The sequence below is a fragment of the Herbaspirillum sp. Sphag64 genome, assembly GCF_014192645.1.
GTDB lineage: Bacteria > Pseudomonadota > Gammaproteobacteria > Burkholderiales > Burkholderiaceae_D > Herbaspirillum.
This window is the reverse complement of the sequence record NZ_JACHYE010000006.1, coordinates 218144-237511: the sequence shown is the minus strand read 5'-3', so window position 1 is coordinate 237511 and position 19368 is coordinate 218144. Positions and strand designations below refer to the sequence as shown.

Below are 19368 nucleotides of genomic sequence, written 5' to 3'. Positions count from 1 at the left end.
AAGGAAATTCTCATGACAATACCAACCAAAGACCATGACATCCTGCGCTATTACGAAGCCGAGATGCGCTACCTGCGCGAAGCTGGCAAAGAGTTTGCGCAAGCTCACCCAGACCGGGCACGTATGCTCAATATTGACCGCGTTGGCGAGCGCGACCCGCATGTAGAACGTCTGTTCGAGGGCTTTGCCTTTCTGATGGGCCGCCTGCGCCACAAGTTGGACGACGAACTTCCGGAGCTCACAGAAGGACTGGTTAGCATGCTATGGCCTCACTATCTGCGCATGATTCCTTCCTTGTCGATTCTTGAACTCACGCCGGAATACAGCATTCTGCAAGAACATGAGATGCTTGCGTCCGGACTTGAAGTCATTTCGGATGCAATTGGCGAGGAAGGCATCGAGTGCGCCTACCGGACCACGCAGGATGTGGATCTGTATCCCTTGAAGTTGATCGAGGCAGCACCGCTGACTCGCGAAGATGGCCGTTCTGTGATCCGTCTGCGCCTTGAGATACAGGATCAGGCACGACGCGAGCAACTGACTGTGCCGTGCCTGCGGCTGTATTTGCATGCCGATCGTCCGCTGGCATTGACGCTATATTCCGCATTGACAGCCGCACCACTGGCCCTGCAAGTGCGTATCCCCGGCTTTCCGACCGAGGCTCCGGGCGTACCGCAATCGATGCCGGGCTTACGTCTGGAAGCGGCAGGATTTGCTGCAGACCAGCGGTTATGGCCAAAAGCCGATAATGCATTCGGCGGTTATCAGCTTTTGCTCGAATATTTTACGTTTCCTGAAAAATTCATGTTCGTAGACTTGCTTGGGCTCGACCTCCAGGTCATTCCAAAGAACGTCTCCAATTTTGATGTCGAAGTCGTACTGCAGAAGTCCTACCCGGATGACATGCGATTCAATGCCGACAACATACGTTTATATTGCGCCCCCATTGTGAATCTGTTTACTCTTGAGGCAGATCCGGTCAACGCCAGCCATCTTGAAACAGAATATCGTGTACGCGCTACGGCTGATCAGGGGGAACATGTCGAGGTCTATGCGGTGGATGCGGTGCGTGGCTTTGAGGCGGCATCGGGAATTCGTTTCGACTATGCTCCATTTGCTGCGTTTCGGCACCGCGGTGGCATGCTGCGCCACGACATGCCCGAGCGATATTTTCATACCCGCATGCGACGCGGCCCCTCTGGAAATGTGGATGCCTGGTTGATATTAGGTGGGCATCTCTGGGAATCTCAGGAGCGGATACCACAGGAAGTGCTGTCACTGTCGGTAACCGGCACCAATGGCATGCTGCCAAGAAAAGGCTTGCAGGAAGCCGGTATCCGACGAATGCGCAGCGGCTTTTCCCACGTCAGCAGGGTGCGTAACCTGACTGCGCCCACTTTACCGGTGTATCCACCTACCAGTGATCGTTTTCACTGGCGTGTGCTATCGCACCTTGCACCTAATTACCTGTCTCTGCTGGATGCAGAAATTTTACGTGGCAGCCTGGCGCTATATGACTGGACCGACGGGGAAATGAATAAACGTCGCATCAATGCCATCACCGAGGTACGTCATCGTCCCTTGCAAAAGATCGTAAAGGGCGGCCTGCTGCGTGGTGTTGAAATAGAAGTCAGTTTGAACGACAAGCCGTTCGCGGGGACCGGGGATATCACGTTATTCGGTGAGATGCTCAATCGTTTTCTGTCCTTGTATGCCACATTGAATTTGTATACCCGGCTCGTGATCGTTGTGCAGCCTGGAGGCAGCCGCATGTGCTGGCCCGAGACCAAGGGTGAGGGTGCACCATTTTGAGTACCGTCGATCATCAATCGTCACCAACTCGTCTGAGCCAGGTAGCGCTCCCCGTGCTGCCAGCGCTGCTGGAGCAGGCGCCACAAATGAATTTTTTCAGGTTCTGCGAATTGTTGGAACTGGCTTCGCCTGATGCCTCGCCTCTGGGCACATCCGACTCTCCGGTCAATGAGCCGGTACGATTCCGTTCGCGCAAACGCCTGGGATTTCCGCACCGAGAGATTGATGCAGTAGAGCACGATGCGGATGTGGAAGGAGCACGACCCACGATAAGGACAAGTTTTCTGGGGCTATATGGCGTGGATGCCTGCATGCCCTCGTACTTTGTCAATGAAATCGCCCAGAACAGGGAAGGCGCCGATTCCTTGGGCGCATTTCTTGACGTGTTTCATCACCGCATCATCACCCAGTTTTACCGGGTCTGGCGCAAATATCGGTATCCGGTTGGGTTTAGATCGAACGGGCGGGACAAAATCTCAGGTTATTTGCTCAGTTTTGCCGGACTAGGTATCGGCGACATGGCAGTCACCAGAGAACACGTCGGCAACCGAAAGCTGCTCTCGATGCTCGGCTTGGCGGCGCAAAAGACCCGCACCGCCGAGGGATTGGCCGGGATACTGCAACATGCACTACCTGATGTGCACATCGAGGTACATGAATTCCATCCGACATGGATTAGGTTAACCGACTTTGCACGCACGCCACTGGGAGAAAACTGCGTTCTGGGGCGAGGATTTCACGATCGCGCCAACACCATCCGTATTGTGCTGCGACCTCAGTCTCAGGAGTCCTTATTGGCGCTGATACCAGGCCAGGCGCAATACAGCGAAGTTCTCGTGTTATTGCAGTTCTATCTTGGCTATGAGGTCCAGGCACATCTGCATATGGAAGTCAGTTCGACATGGATGCCTAAACCGGTTTTGCAGTCACCCGACGTGCGTCTGGGATATTCGAGCCGATTAGCTGATCGCACATTGAAGGATCAGCAAGATCGTATCGTGCAGGTTCGGCTTGGCAGTTATGACGGTTCAGCGGCGACACAATCAAGGCCCACAACAACAACCAAGGTGAGAGGATGATATGAAAAGGAATCTGCGTATGAATCAACAATGTCAACTTGCCGCAGCATTTTTCCTGGTATTGGCGCTGGTCGGTTGTGGTGCCGCCCAAGCGACCAAAGACGGCTCGGCGGATGCCGCGAAGTGGGCCTTTACGACGAAGATCAAGACCATGAATATCGATCTTCTTGCTCGCTCTTCGCTCAATCCGAACCGTAACGGTCAATCTTTATCGACAGTGATCCGTATTTATCAGCTGAAAAACGCCGATCAGTTTGAGAAGCTGGACTACACCCAACTGCAACATAATGACGTCGATCTATTGCAACCTGAATTGCTGATGACCAAAGGCCTGGTGCTACGTCCGGATGCCAGTGTCAGCATCAGTGAACCGATGAATAGTGATACTGAATACATTGGTATCGTTGCTTTTTTCCGCGACGCAGCCCCTACCTCGCAATGGAAGCTGGTTGTACCAAAGAAGCAGTGGAAGAAAACGGATCCGGTCAGGATTGAAGTCCGAGAAAACTCCTTGTCGCTGATATAGGGATAGTCATATCAGTATTGACGATATTAATTTCACGATACTGATTTATGCCCAATGACGGCGCAATCGTCGGTTTTGCATCGACTTGCGAAGTAAAGCGGATGCGCCTGCGCACCTCATGTCAATTTTTTATTCAATTTGCTCAAATCGGCCATCATGCGTTCGAACTCGGCGGGCCTAATTGCACACCCATCGGCAATGGCTTCGCTGACTTTCACGCCAGCACGACGCATAGCTTCGCCCGCGGCGGTCAACTCCAGCAGAACATTGCGCTCATCTCTGGAATCTCGTGAACGGCTGATCAAGCCTTGTGCTTCAAGGCGTTTGATCAACGGTGTGATCGAGCCTGAGTCCTGTTGCAATCGTTGCGCAACATCTTTGACGCCCAAGCCTTGTTCCTGCCAAAGTACGACCATGACCAGATACTGTGGGTAAGTCAGATTCAAGGGCGCCAGCAGCGGCTTGTAAAGCTGCGTCATTTTCAACGAGGTGCTGTAGAGCGAAAAACAGAGGTGCTGCTCAAGCGTTGGGGGAATAAATTTTGTCATAGCGACAATACCGCTGAAATAAGGACCCATAAGACTAACGGCTCTGGTCCTGCATTGCAATTGGCAATCGCCATACCGTAGATAGCTTGTGAGGGACTCTATAGATTGTTTGCAATTGCGAAAGTCGCCAGGGTGGCCGAGGTGGCCCCCTTACCATCTGGGCAGATGAAATCGGGTAATGAACGGTTGAGGGCCGCCCAGCTCGATGCGTAGTTGGCGGTCCAAAGAGCCGCCAGCTACGCAAGCAACCAGCGGATTAACGCTGAGCCGCATCAAGAATGACTTCCGCAACTTTCTCTGGCTGCGACAGCATGGAAACATGGCTGGTTTGGAGGACAGTTGTCTTCGCATTGAGTTTCTTTGCGAATGCCTGCTCCAGTTGCGGCGAAATCATCCGATCCTGGGCTGAGATGATGTAGTAGTTTGGCTTGGTTCTCCACGCCGCGACAGTGGTTTTCTCACCGAACGCCTTGCTATTGATGGAACCTTGCGTGGCGGCAATCAAGGCTGCCGTGGCTGGTGTTACATCCTGTGCGAAGTTCTTTGCCACTGAATCAGCGGGTAGCCACAAATAACCTGCCTGGTCTGGCTGTAGTGTGCTGATGCCGGGTGGCTGTGCATATTCGCCACCAAGCGCACCGGTGGCTTCACCTTCGGATGGTGCAAACGCAGCTACATAAACCAATGCTTTGATCTTGTCGCTAGTGCCTGCTTGGGTGATCACCGTACCGCCCCATGAATGGCCAACCAAAACGACTTTGCCAGTTTGCGCATCGACTACGCGCTGGGTTGCTGCGACATCATCAGCCAGCGAAGTCAGCGGATTTTGTACAGCGACAACCTTGAAGCCCTTCGCCTGAAGTAGCGGAATCACCTTTTCCCAGCTTGAACCATCTGCAAATGCACCATGAACGAGCACGATGGTCGTCTCCGATGCTGCTGGCGCCGCGTGGGCGCTCAATGCGGCTGCGGACAGCAAGGTCGAAACGAGAACTGCTTTGGCAACTGAAGTTAATTTCATGATAAATCTTTCATAAAAGTGAGGATAAAAGTAAATATATTAGTTAGCGCGCTAACTAAATATCTGGAAAGTCGTCATGTGATTCGGGCGATACAGACTATAATGTAGCGCGCTAATCGTTAGCGCGCAATGTTTTATCGATGTTTTTTAATTTGTTGTTTTTTCGATGGGCGCGCTCATCGAGATTACTGTGATCACGGTGCTCATGGGGATGAACATCTGGTCGACCAGCCACCTGAAGGAGTCCGTCCGCTCTTCCGTAATGCAACATGTGACGCAGCCGCCTCCTCGGGAGCATCAAGGGCTTACCGAAGGGAGTTGTCAGCTTCTCAGTACAATAGGCCGGTCGAACAAAGCAAACGATCGGCAAGGCTGGTTCTACAGCACGCCGATTCTGTCTTCAATATTGCTCAGGTGATGGTGAGAGTTCTCAGCGATAATGTAACCATCGCCGCAAAAAAACATTATTTTACGAACTGCTAAAACGCTATAAATTCACTGCATAGGCAGGCATTGACATCCATTTTTAATCATTGGTAGTCATTTGTTGCTAATGACCATGAACGCCTCCGTCTGGATGCCAGGTCGACGACAAAGACAATGTCACAGCAACGCCAGGCTAATTATTTTAAGTACTATTTTGGAATTCCCTCATGGAAATTAAGGTCAATTTTCTCGATAAGCTTCGTCTTGAAGCCAAGTTCGATGATTTCACACTGATATCAGACCAACCTATCCGCTACAAAGGCGATGGCTCAGCACCTGGCCCCTTCGACTACTTTCTCGCCTCATCAGCCTTGTGTGCCGCGTATTTCGTGAAGTTGTATTGCAACACACGCAATATTCCAACCGAGAATATCCGCCTGTCGCAGAATAATATTGTTGACCCGGAAAACCGGTATCAACAGATTTTCAAGATTCAGGTCGAGTTACCGGCCGATATCTCTGCCAGTGACCGCAATGGGATTTTGCGTTCCATCGAACGCTGTACGGTCAAAAAAGTGGTGCAGGCAGGACCTGAGTTTGTGATTGAAGAGGTCGACAACCTGGATGCCGATGCCCAGGCCTTATTGACCCTGACGCCAGCCTCTGACGCAAACACCTATATCACCGGCAAGGACCTGCCGCTGGAACAAACCATTGCCAATATGTCGGGCGTGTTGGCGGCGTTGGGCATCAAGATCGAAATCGCTTCGTGGCGTAATCTTGTCCCGAATGTCTGGTCGCTGCATATCCGCGACGCGCACTCGCCGATGTGTTTTACCAATGGTAAGGGATCAAGTAAGGAAAGCGCACTTGCGTCGGCCTTGGGCGAGTACATCGAACGGATCAATAACAACCATTTCTATGCCGGTGCATTTTGGGGCGAGGAGATCGCCAACGCGGCATTTGTCCATTATCCCAATGAGCGCTGGTTCAAGCCCGGCCGCAAAGATACGCTGCCGCCCGAGATTCTCGATGCCTATTGCCTCGACATCTACAACCCCGATGGTGAGTTGCGTGGCGCGCACCTGATCGATACCAACTCCGGCAATGTCGAGCGCGGCATCTGCTCGTTGCCCTATGTACGGCAGTCGGACGGCGAAGTGGTCTATTTCCCGTCCAACCTGATCGAAAATCTGTTCGTCAGCAATGGCATGAGCGCCGGTAATACGCTGGCCGAAGCGCAGGTGCAATGTCTGTCTGAAATTTTCGAGCGCGCGGTAAAGCGTGAAATTCTGGAAGGTGAAATCAGCTTGCCTGATGTGCCACAAGACGTGTTGGCGAAATACCCCGGCATTCTGGCTGGAATTCAGGGCCTGGAAGAGCAGGGCTTTCCGGTGCTGGTCAAGGATGCGTCGCTGGGCGGGATCTATCCAGTGATGTGCGTCACCTTGATGAATCCGCGTACAGGCGGTGTCTTTGCCTCGTTCGGAGCGCACCCGAGCTTCGAAGTCGCGCTCGAACGCAGTCTGACAGAGTTGCTCCAGGGGCGCAGTTTCGAAGGCCTCAACGATTTGCCTCAGCCGACCTTTGAAAGCAATGCCGTGACGGAACCGAATAACTTTGTTGAACACTTTATCGATTCCAGCGGTATCGTCTCTTGGCGCTTTTTCAGCGCCAAAGCAGATTTTGCGTTCGTTGAATGGGATTTCTCCAGCCACGGTGAAAATTCCAATGCAGAAGAAGCTGCGGCCTTGTTCGGGATTCTCGAAGACATGGGCAAAGAAGCCTACATGGCGGTGTATGACCAACTAGGCGCGGTCGCCTGCCGGATTCTGGTGCCTGGTTACTCGGAAATCTATCCGGTCGAGGATTTGATCTGGGATAACACCAACAAAGCGCTGTTGTTCCGTACCGATATCTTGAACCTGCATCGTCTGGATGATACCAGTCTGGAAGCCTTGCTTGATCGGCTGGAGAACAATGAGCTGGATGAATACTCCGACATTGCCACCTTGATCGGCATCGAATTTGACGAAAATACGGTCTGGGGCCAGTTGACCGTGCTTGAATTGAAGCTGATGATCCGGCTCGCCTTGCAGCAGTTCGACGAAGCCCATGAACTGGTGGGTGCCTTCCTGCAGTACAACGACAACACGGTTGATCGCGGGCTGTTTTATCAAGCCTTGAATGCGGTGCTGGAAGTGCAGCTCGATGACGAACTGGAACTGGATGATTACGTCGTCAATTTCCGCCGGATGTTCGGTCATCAGCGCATGGATGCGGTGCTGGGTTCCGTCGACGGCAGCATGCGCTTCTACGGCCTGACGCCAACCAGCATGAAACTGGAAGGGCTGGATCGACATCAACGTCTGATTGATAGCTACAACAAGTTGCATGCGGCACGCGGCAAGGCAGCAGCCAGCCTGCAGCAGGTGTAGCTCCCGCACCAGGCACACCAGTGTGGTGCAGCACAGGCACTGTTCTCAACGTGAAAACAAGACCTTACTGCACCATGCTGGTGCCAAGCGCTACCAAAAGCAGGCCATTTCGTTGATATCACTGGCACGAAAATCGCTATATAAGCAGGTTCACTGGTCTCATCGATTTAATCGATGATGAAAGAGTTAAATTTCCTGTTGGACGACGACGAATACGACTTTTACCATCTGTCCTATTCCAATTGACCAAGCCGCAAAGTCCGGTAGGAGACCAAGATGAACGACGCCAATATTGCTGAAGTACCATTCACACTGAGTGCCAGCTCCAGTGCCCTTGAGGTCCGACTGGCAGCGCGCCAGGGCGGTTTTACAGGTCACACCAGTGGTGTGGCAAGTGCCCACGTTCAGGTTAATCTGGCAATCTTGCCGGCAGCACTGGCCGAAGATTTCAAGCGTTTTTGCGCACTCAACCCAACTCCCTGTCCCTTGCTGGCGGTTTCTGAGCCAGGTTCATCTGCATTGCCCACTCTCGGGCTGGATCTCGATATTCGCACCGACGTGCCGCGCTATCACGTCTGGCAGAACGGTCAATGCGTGGCCGAAGTCACCGATCTGCACGACTGGTGGCAGGATGATCTGGTGACCTTCGCGCTCGGTTGCTCCTTCTCGTTCGAACATGCTTTGCTGGAGGCCGGCATTCCCTTGCGCCATGTGACTGAGGGGCGCAATGTGGCAATGTACCGTACCAATATCCCGACACGCCCGGTTGGCGTATTCAAAGGCCCGACCGTGGTATCGATGCGTCCGTTGAAGGCTGCCGACGCAATCCGCGCTGTACAGATTACCTCCAGGACGCCGCAGGTACACGGTGCGCCGATTCATATTGGCAACCCCAAACTCATTGGTATCCACGATATCAACCAGCCCGATTACGGCGATGCAGTTGCGGTGAACGATGATGAATTACCCGTCTTCTGGGCCTGCGGTGTTACCCCACAGGCGGCCATTGCCGCCGCCCGTCCCGCGTTCTGTATCACCCACGCACCGGGTCACATGCTAGTGACAGACCAACTCAACAGCGCACTGCTGAGCTAGTACCCGAGGGCGTAAGCCCGATTTGCACAAGGCGCTGAGGCCGCCATCATTTCTCGGTGACGACGTCACCGGGCGGGGTGAACGCATGCCGGCGATCTATCAACCACCGTTTCAATTTCCTCCTGAGGCAACTATGTGGCTGAACCAAACAACGACATCCGAGCGGCGTACGCTCGCAGCAACCTTCACTGGCTACGCGGTGGATGGTTTTGATTACATGATTTACACCTTCCTGATCCCGACGTTGCTGGCGGCGTGGAGCATGAGCAAGGCGCAGGCCGGTTACATTGCAACCGGCGCTTTGCTGACTTCCGCCGTGGGTGGCTGGCTGGCCGGCATTCTGGCAGACCGCTTCGGCCGGGTACGGGTGTTGCAATGGACGGTATTGTGGTTTGCCTTCTTTACCTTCCTGAGCGGCTTTACCGGGTCCTTCGTCGAGCTGTTTTTTACCCGTGCCATGCAGGGCTTTGGCATGGGTGGCGAATGGGCGGTTGGCTCGGTATTGATCGCCGAGACTATTTCGGCACGTCATCGGGGCAAGGCAGCCGGGTTGGTGCAAAGTAGCTGGGCCATCGGTTGGGCGGCTTCGGCGTTGGCATTCTGGGGCGTGTATGCGGTGCTGCCGCCCGAGATGGCCTGGAAGGTCTTGTTCTGGATCGGTATCCTGCCGGCGCTGTTGACGCTCTATATCCGCCGCAGCCTGCGTGAACCCGAGGTCTTTCTGGCTGAACAGGCGCGTTTGCGAGCACTTGGTGCGAGCGGCAATTTCCTGCGTATTTTTGATCGCAGCCTGTTGCGTACCACCGTGCTAGCCAGTTTGCTAGCCACCGGGATGCAAGGTGCCTACTACTCGGTGACAACCTGGCTGCCAACCTTCCTCAAGACGGAGCGTCACCTCTCGGTACTCGGTACTAGCGCCTATCTGCTGGTACTGATTGCGGGCTCTTTTGCCGGCTATCTCACCAGTGCCTGGTTATCGGACACAATCGGCCGACGTCGCTGCTTCATGCTATTTGCCTTCATGGGCATCGTTCTGGTGCTGAGCTATACGCAGATTCCGATCAATGATGGTTTGATGCTGGTTCTTGGTTTTCCGCTGGGCTTTTTCCTCTCGGGCATTTTTTCGGGCATGGGAGCTTATCTGTCGGAGTTATATCCGAGCGATGTGCGTGGCTCCGGTCAGGGTTTTTGCTACAACTTCGGCCGCGCTGTCGGTGCTGTCTGTCCGGCCCTGATCGGCTACCTGAGCAACAGTATTCCATTGGGCCAGACCATCGGCTGGATTGCCGCCATCTGTTACGGCATCGTCATTCTCGCTTGCCTGATCCTGCCAGAAACCTGCGGCAAGGAGCTGAGCCCAGCAGTAGCGACCACGGTGTAAAGAACTCTTACTTTTTCTATTCTGATCATGCAAACGACAAACATTCAAAGTACGACAAACAACGCGGCCACCGCGCTTCCCAATGATCGCAGCCGCTGGCAGTTCTGGATTGATCGCGGCGGTACCTTTACCGATCTGGTAGGGCGCGCACCGGACGGTCAATTTCATACCCTCAAGATGCTGTCGGAGAATCCCGAGCAATACAAGGATGCCGCTGTCGAAGGTATCCGTCGTCTGCTAGGTCTGCAAGCCGGAGAAGAGATCACTCCGGCGCTGGTGGAATGCGTCAAGATGGGCACCACTGTCGCCACCAATGCACTGCTCGAACGCAAGGGTGATCGCACACTGCTGGTGACCACGCACGGCTTTCGTGATGCTCTGCGCATTGCGACGCAGGCACGTCCACATCTGTTTGATCGCCACATCGTCTTGCCAGAGCTGCTTTACGAGCAAGTGATTGAAGCGCAAGAGCGCACTGGTGCCCAGGGCGATGAAGTACAAGCACTCGATATCGCTGCGCTGCGCCCGCAACTGCAGGACGCCTTCGATAAAGGTTTGCGTGCCTGTGCGATCGTGTTCCTGCATGGCTACCGATTTCCGGCACATGAACTGCAAGCTGAGTCCATCGCCAAAGAGATCGGCTTCACGCAGATATCGGTGTCGCACAAGGTCAGTCCACTGATCAAGTTCGTACCGCGTGGCGATACCACCGTTGTTGATGCCTATCTATCGCCGATCCTGCGCCGCTACGTCGATCAGGTGTCGCGTCAGATGCCCGGAGTGCGGCTGTTCTTCATGCAAAGCTCGGGTGGATTGACACAAGCCCAGCGTTTCCAGGGCAAGGATGCAATCCTCTCCGGCCCGGCCGGTGGCATTGTTGGCATGGTGCGCACCGCCGTTGCAGCAGGTCATACCAAGGTCATCGGCTTTGATATGGGCGGCACATCCACCGATGTAAGCCATTTTGCAGGGGAGTTCGAGCGCACCTTTGATACCGAGGTCGCTGGCGTACGCATGCGCGCACCCATGATGAGCATTCACACCGTCGCTGCGGGCGGCGGTTCCATCATCCAGTTTGATGGTGCCCGCTTGCGCGTTGGCCCCGAGTCTGCCGGTGCCAATCCAGGGCCGGCCAGCTATCGGCGAGGTGGTCCATTGGCGACGACCGACGCCAATGTGATGCTGGGACGTATCCAGCCGGACTGGTTCCCGCGTGTCTTTGGCCCGCAAGCTGACCAAGCGCTGGATCGTAACGCCGTCGTGCAACGCTTCCACGACATCGCGCAAGCCATGAGCGCTGCAGGCGGACATGCCGTCACCGCCGAAGAAGCCGCAGCAGGCGCCTTGCAGATTGCCGTCAACAGCATGGCCAATGCAGTCAAGCGCATTTCCGTGGCACGCGGCTATGACGTGACTGATTACACCCTCCAATGCTTCGGTGGTGCCGGTGGCCAGCATGCTTGTCTGGTGGCGGATGCGCTGGGCATGACGCGGGTCTTGGCGCATCCATTTGCTGGCGTGCTGTCAGCTTACGGCATGGGTCTGGCAGACCAGATCGCACTACGTGAAGCCTCGGTCGAACGCCTGATGGATGCCGACGGTCTGGCCGCCGCCAGCAATCAGGCACGTCAACTGCAACGCGAAGCCGAGCAAGAGCTGCAACAGCAGGGCGTAGCAGCAACCGATCTGCAGAGTTACTTCCAGCTGCAGGTGCGCTATCAAGGGACCGATACGGCACTACCTTGCCCGTTTGATCCTGTCGCGCCAGTGGCGCAGACCATGGAGGCGGTGCGCCGTCATTTCGAAAGCGCCTATCGTCAACGCTTTGCTTTCCTGATGCCAGACCGTCCACTAGTGCTCGAAGCCATCAATGTCGAGTCCGTACTACCCGGTGAAGGCGTACCGGAAACCACACATAACCATTCTGAAACACCGCGCCATCAGGCGCCAGCGCGTTCGCAGGTACAGATGTACTGTCAGCTCGACGGCCAGCCAGCGGCATGGCACAGCGTCGGCTTGTATATCCGGGAAGAGCTGAGTGCAGGCGCGACCATCGACGGCCCCGCCGTGATCGCCGAGCGCAATGCAACAACCGTTGTGGAGCCGGGCTGGCAAGCCGTGATGAGCGCCTCTGCTTGTCTGGAGATGAATCGCATCGAAGCACGGGTCAATGCGCATGCAATCGGCACCAGGGTTGACCCGGTGATGCTGGAGGTGTTCAACAATTTGTTCATGAACATCGCCGAACAAATGGGTTTACGACTACAAAATACGGCTTATTCGGTCAACATCAAGGAACGACTCGACTTCAGCTGCGCATTGTTTGACGCCGCAGGCAATCTGATCGCCAATGCGCCACACATTCCAGTCCACCTCGGTTCCATGAGCGAATCGATCAAAACCGTGATGCAACGCAATCCTGACATGCAGCCCGGTAATGTCTATGTACTCAACGACCCGTATCACGGCGGCACGCATTTGCCGGATATCACTGTCGTCACACCGGTCTACCTTGATGATCGTGATGCACGTCCCGGCTTTTACGTCGCCTCGCGCGGTCATCACGCCGACATTGGTGGCATTACGCCGGGCTCGGTGCCGCCATTCTCGACGCGAATCGACGAAGAGGGCGTGTTGATCGATAACTTCCTGCTGGTCGAGCGTGGTCACCTGCGCGAAAAGGAAATGGTTGCACTCCTGCAGAGCGGCCCTTATCCCTCCCGCAACCCAAGCCAGAATCTGGCCGACTTGCGGGCGCAGATTGCTGCCAACGAAAAGGGGGGGCAAGAGCTCAAGGCGATGGTCACACGCTACGGTCGTGAAACCGTCAGCGCGTATATGCAACACGTGCAGGACAATGCTGAAGAGTCGGTACGACGCGTCATTACTGCGCTCAAGGATGGCGAATTTACTCTGCCACTGGACAACGGTGCGCAGATCAAGGTCGCAGTCCGTCTCAACATCGCCGAGCGCACTGCAGTGCTGGACTTTACCGGTACCAGCACCCAGTTGCCCAATAACTTCAACGCTCCCAAATCCATCACCATGGCAGCGGTGCTGTACGTCTTCCGAACCTTGGTGGACGACGCCATTCCACTCAACGCAGGGTGTCTCAAGCCGATCACGGTGATTGTCCCGGAGGGATGCATGCTGAACCCGCGCTATCCTGCGGCAGTGGTGGCCGGCAATGTGGAAACCTCCAGTTGTGTTACCAATGCGCTGTACGGTGCACTCGGTGTCATGGCTGCAGCGCAATGCACGATGAACAACTTTACCTTCGGCGACGCCAGTCACCAGTATTACGAGACTATCTCGGGTGGCTCCGGCGCCGGTCCAGGGTTTCACGGGACCAGCGTCGTCCAGACGCATATGACCAATTCACGTCTGACCGATCCTGAAATCCTTGAGCTGCGCTACCCGGTAAGACTGGATGCTTATGAAATCCGTCGCGGTTCAGGTGGGACAGGTCAATGGCAGGGAGGTGATGGCAGCACACGCCGTCTGCGCTTCCTGCAACCAATGACCGCATCAATTCTCAGCAACGGTCGCCAACATGGTGCATTCGGCGCCGCTGGCGGGAATCCCGGCGAGGTCGGCAAGAACGAGGTAACGCGAGCCAATGGTCGTCATGAAGTACTGGAGCACATCGGCCAGGTCGACATGGAAGCCGGAGATGTATTCATTATTCATACCCCTGGCGGTGGCGGTTACGGGCAGCAGGAAGCAGGGGAGGGAGCAACCGGCAAGACGTTAATCTGATGAACGCTGTTGAGGGATAAGCTACACTACGCCGGAGAGCATCAATGACGCACACCGCAGATCACGAAAAACTGACCTTCTCCCAAGCATGAACCTGCGCTTCGTAGAGGCCTTCCATTGGGCCTCATCCCTCAAAAGCATCACGCGTGCGGCGGAGAAACTGCACATTACCCAATCGGCAATGTCGAGCCGTATTGCGTCGCTCGAAGAAGAACTTGGGGTCGTGTTGCTGGACCGTCGTGAGAAGCAATTCAGACTAACGGTTGCGGGGCAGCGTTTTCAGCTGCTGGCCGTCAAATTGCTCGACGTCCAGCGCCAGATCAAACAGGAGTTAGGCGTCACTACCGCTGGTCCGATGGCGCTGCGTATCGGCGCCATCGAATCGGTGGTGCACAGCTGGCTGCCGGGCTGGTTGCAGGAAATGCGTTCCCAGTATCCTGATTTTGAGCTCGAGTTGACGGTAGAAACCTCTCCGGTACTGATGGAGCAAATTCGCCGAGGCGCCCAGGACCTGGTATTCACCGCAACGACAGGAAGCGATACGGCAGTGCGATCACGCCTGATGTCGCCGATGGAAATGGTTTTTGTCGGTCATCGCAGCAAGCATGACCAACGCACCTACAGTCTTCAAGAATTGGCCAGTTTTGACCTGATCACGTTCCAGCGCGGCTCCCAACCGCATCAGGTATTGTTGCAGTTGTTCCAGGAATCGGGTCTGCCAATACCTCGGGTGCATGCGATTTCCTCGATCTCTGCGATGGTGCAACTCGTGGAAGGTGGATTTGGTGTTGCCACCTTGCCCAAGGCGGCGGCAACGAATCTTTCACGGCGACTTCCCATACGGATCCTGCGTTGCGAAGCGACATTGTTACCGCTACAAATTCATGCAAGCTATCGCGAAGACCCCGGCTCCAGTCTGGCACAGCTTGTGCTTGACTCGGCGCAGGCCTACGTCGGGCGAACCAGATCAACCCAGCGCACCAACAGCAAACGTCGTACCGTCAAAGAGAGCCATGAGCCGTCATAGCACGACATCCCGGCATGGCGGAAATGTCATAAAAACAAAAGGACTATTCTGTGAAAAATTTATCTCTGAAACAGAAATTATGGATGCCTCTGGTGTTTTCGTGGATCGTTCTGCTCGCCTTATCCTTATGGAACATCATTGAAACGCGCAATCTCCAGATCAGGGATCGTCAGCACACGCTTATCGACGTTACCGAGATGTCCTATTCGCTCATCGCAGCGCTGGAGCATCAGGCCTCGGAAGGGAAAATTACGGTCGAGGAAGCCCAAAAAATGGCCATTGCCCGTGTTGCCGATCAACGCTACACCGGTAGTGGCTACGTGACACTGATCCATACAAATTCAGTCATCATCATGCATCCGATGAGCCCCAAGCTCAACGACAAGAACATGATTGATTTCAAGGATGCCAAAGGTAATTATCTCTACCGCATGATTGCCGCGGCAGGATCCTCACCATCCGGAGAAGGCTTTCTGGAATACTGGTGGCCACGTCCAAACGAAGACAAACCGAGCCCCAAGATGGGATTCGTGAAACGATTCAAGCCTTGGAACTGGGACATGATCGCCAGCGTGTACGAGGATGATATTCAGGCTGAATTCTACAGCTCACTGATCAAGGGGGCCTGTGTGTTGCTAGTGCTGGGTGCAATCATGTCAGCACTGGCCGTCATGATCGCCCGCAATATCTTCCGTTCTATCGGCGGCGAACCGCTTGAAGCATCGCACATTGCGCGCAAAATTGCCGAGGGCGATCTCAGCGGTGTCATCAGCGTCAATAAAGGTGACCAGTCCAGTCTGGTCGCATCGATTGCTTATACCCGTGACCGCATGGTAGATACGGTTAACACCATCCGAACCGCCACTGCTTCGATTAAACAATCGGTTGATGAAATCGCCAGTGGCAATATGGATCTGTCGGACCGCACCGAGCAACAGGCAAGCTCATTGGAAGAAACCGCATCCGCCATGGAAGAGCTGACCGCGACCGTTAAACAAAACGCTGCCAATGCCAAAAGCGCCAGTGAACTCGCGGTAACAGCTGCCACGGTAGCGGAAGATGGTGGCGAAGTCGTCAGGCAAGTAGTCCAGACCATGAATTCGATCACCACGTCTTCGAGCAAAATCTCTGAAATTATCAGTGTCATTGATGGCATTGCATTCCAGACGAATATTCTGGCCTTGAATGCCGCAGTAGAGGCCGCACGCGCCGGTGAGCAAGGTCGTGGCTTCGCCGTCGTTGCCTCCGAGGTACGCAGCCTGGCGCAACGCTCAGCGACCGCCGCCAAAGATATCAAATCACTGATCGATGGCTCAGTGCAGGAAGTGCAAACCGGTTCTAATCTGGTCAGCCAGGCCGGCAAAACCATGGGTGAAGTCGTGTCGAGCATACAAAAGGTCAGCACCATGTTAAAAGAGATCGCCGTTGCCAGTCATGAGCAAAGCGATGGCATTGAACAGGTCAATTTAGCAATTACGCAAATGGACGAAGTTACCCAGCAAAATGCTGCGCTGGTTGAAGAGGCTGCCGCCGCTTCTAAATCAATGCAATTGCAGGGAAAGAATCTGGTTGATGCGGTTGGGGTATTCAAGTTGCCTGAAGGTTGAAGGTTGTTCCTGATCAACCTGGTCTCCTATCGCTATTACTCAAGCAGGTCAGAACCTGGGTTCATTCAAAAAACCAAGCCGCTTGCCTGTTTGTTGCGCGACAGTCTTTCGAATTCTCTTCCGCTTTTAATGCCGCGCGTCCTCGCAACCGGATTTGTCGAACACTGCCGCCAATCCACATGCTGAGTGATACATGGAAAATGTACGATGCGCCACCCCAGGCACTTCATACAAACGGTGTAGTTGTGGTAGGTGAGCGGCTTCGGCGGCGACAGCCACGTAGCGGAAGTATACGTGCCCGCGTTCTAGCCGTGTTGCGCCTTGAGTTTTATACGTGCAGGATTGACCGATAGCGTCTGCGTTGGGATCATTGTCAGCGGTGCCAAGCAAGTAGACGACGTCACGCTGCAAATATTCTTTTTCAAGCATGGCAGGCTCCACTGGTTGCTTTACGTAAGCAGGCAATTTGGCGGAGAGGCCATTGTTCCATGTTCCCGCAGTGGGGCAATGCGCGCTAACGTCAGCAAAGCTGCCGTCCGCTTGCGGTCGCTTGTTGTCGAAGTATAAATAGGCCGCTGGATTGGCTACAACGTAACGGACATGTATAGGAGAAGCGACGATCTCCTGCGCGGCATGCCCTACGGCAGCATAGCGCTGCACGAACTGCCCCCCCGCAGAATGGCCCGCCAACACAATATCTCTGAGGTGAGGAAAGCGTCTTCGGTCGGCAAGCCGGGTAAAAATCTGGTCTATCACTGAAAATGCACTGATTGGGGCAGGCGATCTGGCGTCATAGCCCTGCAGCCAGTCGCGTTCTCCCCAGCGCAATGTCATCGGAGACAGATGATGTGCCTCGACATCGATCTCCGTAAGGAATTGGGGGGTGACGAAGAGCGTGCCTGAGGCCAAGGAGCCGGCCCGCTGTTGCAGATCTTCGTCTGCGTCAATGTCGCGACGTGGCCAGCCATGAATGATGATAACGGCTCTCGTAATATCGGGTTGCTCAAAATTCCAATTACGCGAAACGCGTATTGGTACGTCACCTACGCCGCTTGCCGTTTTAACGGTCAGGCGGTCTTGCAGCACCACCGGCACTGGGCTGTTAACAATGTCGATTTCGGCCGCACCAGCAGGGTGGGGTAAAGATACGAAGAAGAAAAATCCAAGCATAGTGGTGTGAACGAATCGCATGCCTTTTCCTCTTTTTGATAAAGTAGGCCTACCAATTTTCACATTGAGAATCCTCATTGATGAACGCTCCTCGCCGAGTCTCTGTTAAAACGCCTTCCGCCAATCGAAGTAAGCGATCCGAAGCGAATCCTGTCTCTGTGGCAGCTCAAGCAAATAGTCGGGACAAACTTGAATCGACATTCAAACGCAGTGCTTGGTGGATTGTCTGCGGCATGGTCCGTCCCTCGAAGGGTTAATGTCAGTCTTGGTTAGCAGCCTTGCGCGACCACATCTCCCATATCAGGCCATCGATGAAATCTTCGCACAGGATCAGTTGCTGGGCACTGACAAATTCGTCAGGACGGTGCGCTTGATTGATATCACCAGGTCCGCATACTACCGAGGGAATGCCGAAATTGGTAAAAATGCCGGCCTCGGTGCCGAAACCGACCTTGCTCTGCTCGCCGGGAATGGCCCAGTTTTCGACGATTTGCTGAATCTCTGCTCCGGACGGCGTCTCCAGCGCCGGATAATCGATGCAGGTGGATAGTTCGATGGCGGCTTCTTGTGCCTTCTCCTGCATCTGAGGCAGCAACACCTCGGCGATGAAATGCTGGATCCTGTGATCGATCTGGGTCGGATCCTGCGCCGGCAGATAGCGATATTCGAAGACGAATTCGCAACTCGCTGGAATCGTGTTAGTGGCAATGCCACCGTTGAACATGGTAGTGGTCAAGGTCGTGTAGGGCACATCGAACAGATGGTCGCGCAAGCTATTTTCCAGTTCCTTTGATTGGGTGCGTAAAAAAGAAATCAGTTCGGTACTGTATTCGATGGCATTGACGGCAGCGTCCGGTGTCGAGGAATGCGAACTGCGACCGGTTACCACGCAGCGAAAGGCGCGTTTGCCTTTGTGGCCGGTTTTCATCTGCATATTGGTTGGTTCGCCGACGATACAACCCAAGGCTGGGACGTTTTGTTCACGCAGGTCGTCGAGCATCTTGTGCACTCCGATACAACCGACTTCTTCATCGTAGGAAAATGCCAGATGAAACGGCGCATCTAGATCCGCCTCTAGCATGGCATCAACCTTGGCTAGCGCAATGGCGATGAAGCCTTTCATGTCGCAGGCGCCACGGCCATAGTAGCGACCGTCCTGATCCCGCAACACAAACGGATCGGATGCCCACTCCTGGCCATCGATGGGTACCACGTCGGTATGTCCTGACAGCACAATACCTGGCTTCTTGCCACTGCCTATGGTGGCAAACAAATTGGCTTTGCGCCGCTCGCGATCATAGGTGATGCGCGAATTGATTTGTCGCTTGGCGAGATAGTCCTGGATAAATTCGATCATGGGTAGATTCGAATTGCGGCTGACCGTATCGAAGGAAACCAGTTGGCGAAGCAGGTTGATGGAATGTTGGTCGGGTAGGCTCCGACGGCTTTGGTTGAGCAGCATTTTAGTTCGTAATATGG

At 54.5% G+C, this 19368-nt stretch carries 13 protein-coding genes; 9 read left to right on the top strand and 4 right to left on the bottom strand.

Annotated features, from left to right (window positions below; genetic code table 11):
* Nucleotides 1-12: 12 nt before the first annotated feature.
* From tssF to tssJ, 3 genes are all read left to right on the top strand, one after another.
* The gene (gene tssF / locus FHW66_RS12380) at nt 13-1812 is read left to right on the top strand and encodes a type VI secretion system baseplate subunit TssF (RefSeq protein ID WP_183380100.1); all 1800 of its coding nucleotides are present in this window, start codon (nt 13-15) and stop codon (nt 1810-1812) included.
* An 86-nt stretch (nt 1813-1898) separates the two neighbouring features.
* Nucleotides 1899-2891, top strand: coding sequence for a type VI secretion system baseplate subunit TssG (gene tssG / locus FHW66_RS12375; protein ID WP_183380130.1), 993 nt, complete (start codon nt 1899-1901; stop codon nt 2889-2891).
* Between the two features lie 19 nt (nt 2892-2910).
* The gene (tssJ, locus tag FHW66_RS12370) at nt 2911-3417 is read left to right on the top strand and encodes a type VI secretion system lipoprotein TssJ (protein WP_183380099.1); all 507 of its coding nucleotides are present in this window, start codon (nt 2911-2913) and stop codon (nt 3415-3417) included.
* A gap of 116 nt (nt 3418-3533) precedes the next feature.
* Here tssJ and FHW66_RS12365 read toward each other — a convergent pair whose 3' ends face one another.
* Both FHW66_RS12365 and FHW66_RS12360 read right to left on the bottom strand, forming a co-directional pair.
* The gene (locus FHW66_RS12365; RefSeq protein ID WP_255458944.1) at nt 3534-3995 is read right to left on the bottom strand and encodes a MarR family winged helix-turn-helix transcriptional regulator; all 462 of its coding nucleotides are present in this window, start codon (nt 3993-3995) and stop codon (nt 3534-3536) included.
* 226 nt (nt 3996-4221) lie between these two features.
* Complete coding sequence (locus tag FHW66_RS12360) at nt 4222-4986, bottom strand: alpha/beta fold hydrolase (protein ID WP_183380098.1); 765 nt, start codon at nt 4984-4986, stop codon at nt 4222-4224.
* Nucleotides 4987-5639: 653 nt separating this feature from the next.
* On the opposite strand from FHW66_RS12360, the gene FHW66_RS12355 reads away from it, so the two are divergent.
* From FHW66_RS12355 to FHW66_RS12330, 6 genes are all read left to right on the top strand, one after another.
* Nucleotides 5640-7850: an OsmC domain/YcaO domain-containing protein gene (locus tag FHW66_RS12355; protein ID WP_183380097.1), complete on the top strand. Its 2211-nt coding sequence runs from the start codon at nt 5640-5642 to the stop codon at nt 7848-7850.
* Nucleotides 7851-8126: 276 nt separating this feature from the next.
* Nucleotides 8127-8945, top strand: coding sequence for a putative hydro-lyase (locus tag FHW66_RS12350; protein ID WP_183380096.1), 819 nt, complete (start codon nt 8127-8129; stop codon nt 8943-8945).
* Between the two features lie 133 nt (nt 8946-9078).
* Complete coding sequence (locus FHW66_RS12345; RefSeq protein ID WP_183380095.1) at nt 9079-10326, top strand: MFS transporter; 1248 nt, start codon at nt 9079-9081, stop codon at nt 10324-10326.
* 27 nt (nt 10327-10353) lie between these two features.
* Nucleotides 10354-14085: a hydantoinase B/oxoprolinase family protein gene (locus tag FHW66_RS12340; RefSeq protein WP_183380094.1), complete on the top strand. Its 3732-nt coding sequence runs from the start codon at nt 10354-10356 to the stop codon at nt 14083-14085.
* An 88-nt stretch (nt 14086-14173) separates the two neighbouring features.
* Complete coding sequence (locus FHW66_RS12335) at nt 14174-15112, top strand: LysR family transcriptional regulator (protein ID WP_183380093.1); 939 nt, start codon at nt 14174-14176, stop codon at nt 15110-15112.
* A gap of 50 nt (nt 15113-15162) precedes the next feature.
* Entirely contained in the window at nt 15163-16719 is a 1557-nt protein-coding gene (locus FHW66_RS12330) for a methyl-accepting chemotaxis protein (protein ID WP_370543456.1), read from the top strand.
* A gap of 126 nt (nt 16720-16845) precedes the next feature.
* On the opposite strand, the gene FHW66_RS12325 is transcribed toward FHW66_RS12330, so the two are convergent.
* Both FHW66_RS12325 and argE read right to left on the bottom strand, forming a co-directional pair.
* Nucleotides 16846-17967, bottom strand: coding sequence for an alpha/beta hydrolase (locus FHW66_RS12325; RefSeq protein ID WP_183380092.1), 1122 nt, complete (start codon nt 17965-17967; stop codon nt 16846-16848).
* A 181-nt stretch (nt 17968-18148) separates the two neighbouring features.
* Nucleotides 18149-19351, bottom strand: a complete 1203-nt coding sequence (gene argE, locus FHW66_RS12320; RefSeq protein WP_183380091.1) for an acetylornithine deacetylase — start codon at nt 19349-19351, stop codon at nt 18149-18151.
* Nucleotides 19352-19368 lie beyond the last annotated feature (17 nt).

Excerpts from the sequence above, each read along its gene's own strand:
- FHW66_RS12335 (WP_183380093.1), top strand. The coding sequence starts at position 14,174 with ATGAACCTGCGCTTCGTAGAGGCCTTCCATTGGGCCTCATCCCTCAAA.
- FHW66_RS12365 (WP_255458944.1), bottom strand. The coding sequence starts at position 3,995 with ATGGGTCCTTATTTCAGCGGTATTGTCGCTATGACAAAATTTATTCCC.
- FHW66_RS12340 (WP_183380094.1), top strand. The coding sequence starts at position 10,354 with ATGCAAACGACAAACATTCAAAGTACGACAAACAACGCGGCCACCGCG.
- argE (WP_183380091.1), bottom strand. The coding sequence starts at position 19,351 with ATGCTGCTCAACCAAAGCCGTCGGAGCCTACCCGACCAACATTCCATC.
- FHW66_RS12360 (WP_183380098.1), bottom strand. The coding sequence starts at position 4,986 with ATGAAATTAACTTCAGTTGCCAAAGCAGTTCTCGTTTCGACCTTGCTG.
- FHW66_RS12325 (WP_183380092.1), bottom strand. The coding sequence starts at position 17,967 with ATGAGGATTCTCAATGTGAAAATTGGTAGGCCTACTTTATCAAAAAGA.
- FHW66_RS12350 (WP_183380096.1), top strand. The coding sequence starts at position 8,127 with ATGAACGACGCCAATATTGCTGAAGTACCATTCACACTGAGTGCCAGC.
- tssJ (WP_183380099.1), top strand. The coding sequence starts at position 2,911 with ATGAATCAACAATGTCAACTTGCCGCAGCATTTTTCCTGGTATTGGCG.
- FHW66_RS12355 (WP_183380097.1), top strand. The coding sequence starts at position 5,640 with ATGGAAATTAAGGTCAATTTTCTCGATAAGCTTCGTCTTGAAGCCAAG.
- FHW66_RS12345 (WP_183380095.1), top strand. The coding sequence starts at position 9,079 with ATGTGGCTGAACCAAACAACGACATCCGAGCGGCGTACGCTCGCAGCA.
- tssG (WP_183380130.1), top strand. The coding sequence starts at position 1,899 with ATGAATTTTTTCAGGTTCTGCGAATTGTTGGAACTGGCTTCGCCTGAT.
- tssF (WP_183380100.1), top strand. The coding sequence starts at position 13 with ATGACAATACCAACCAAAGACCATGACATCCTGCGCTATTACGAAGCC.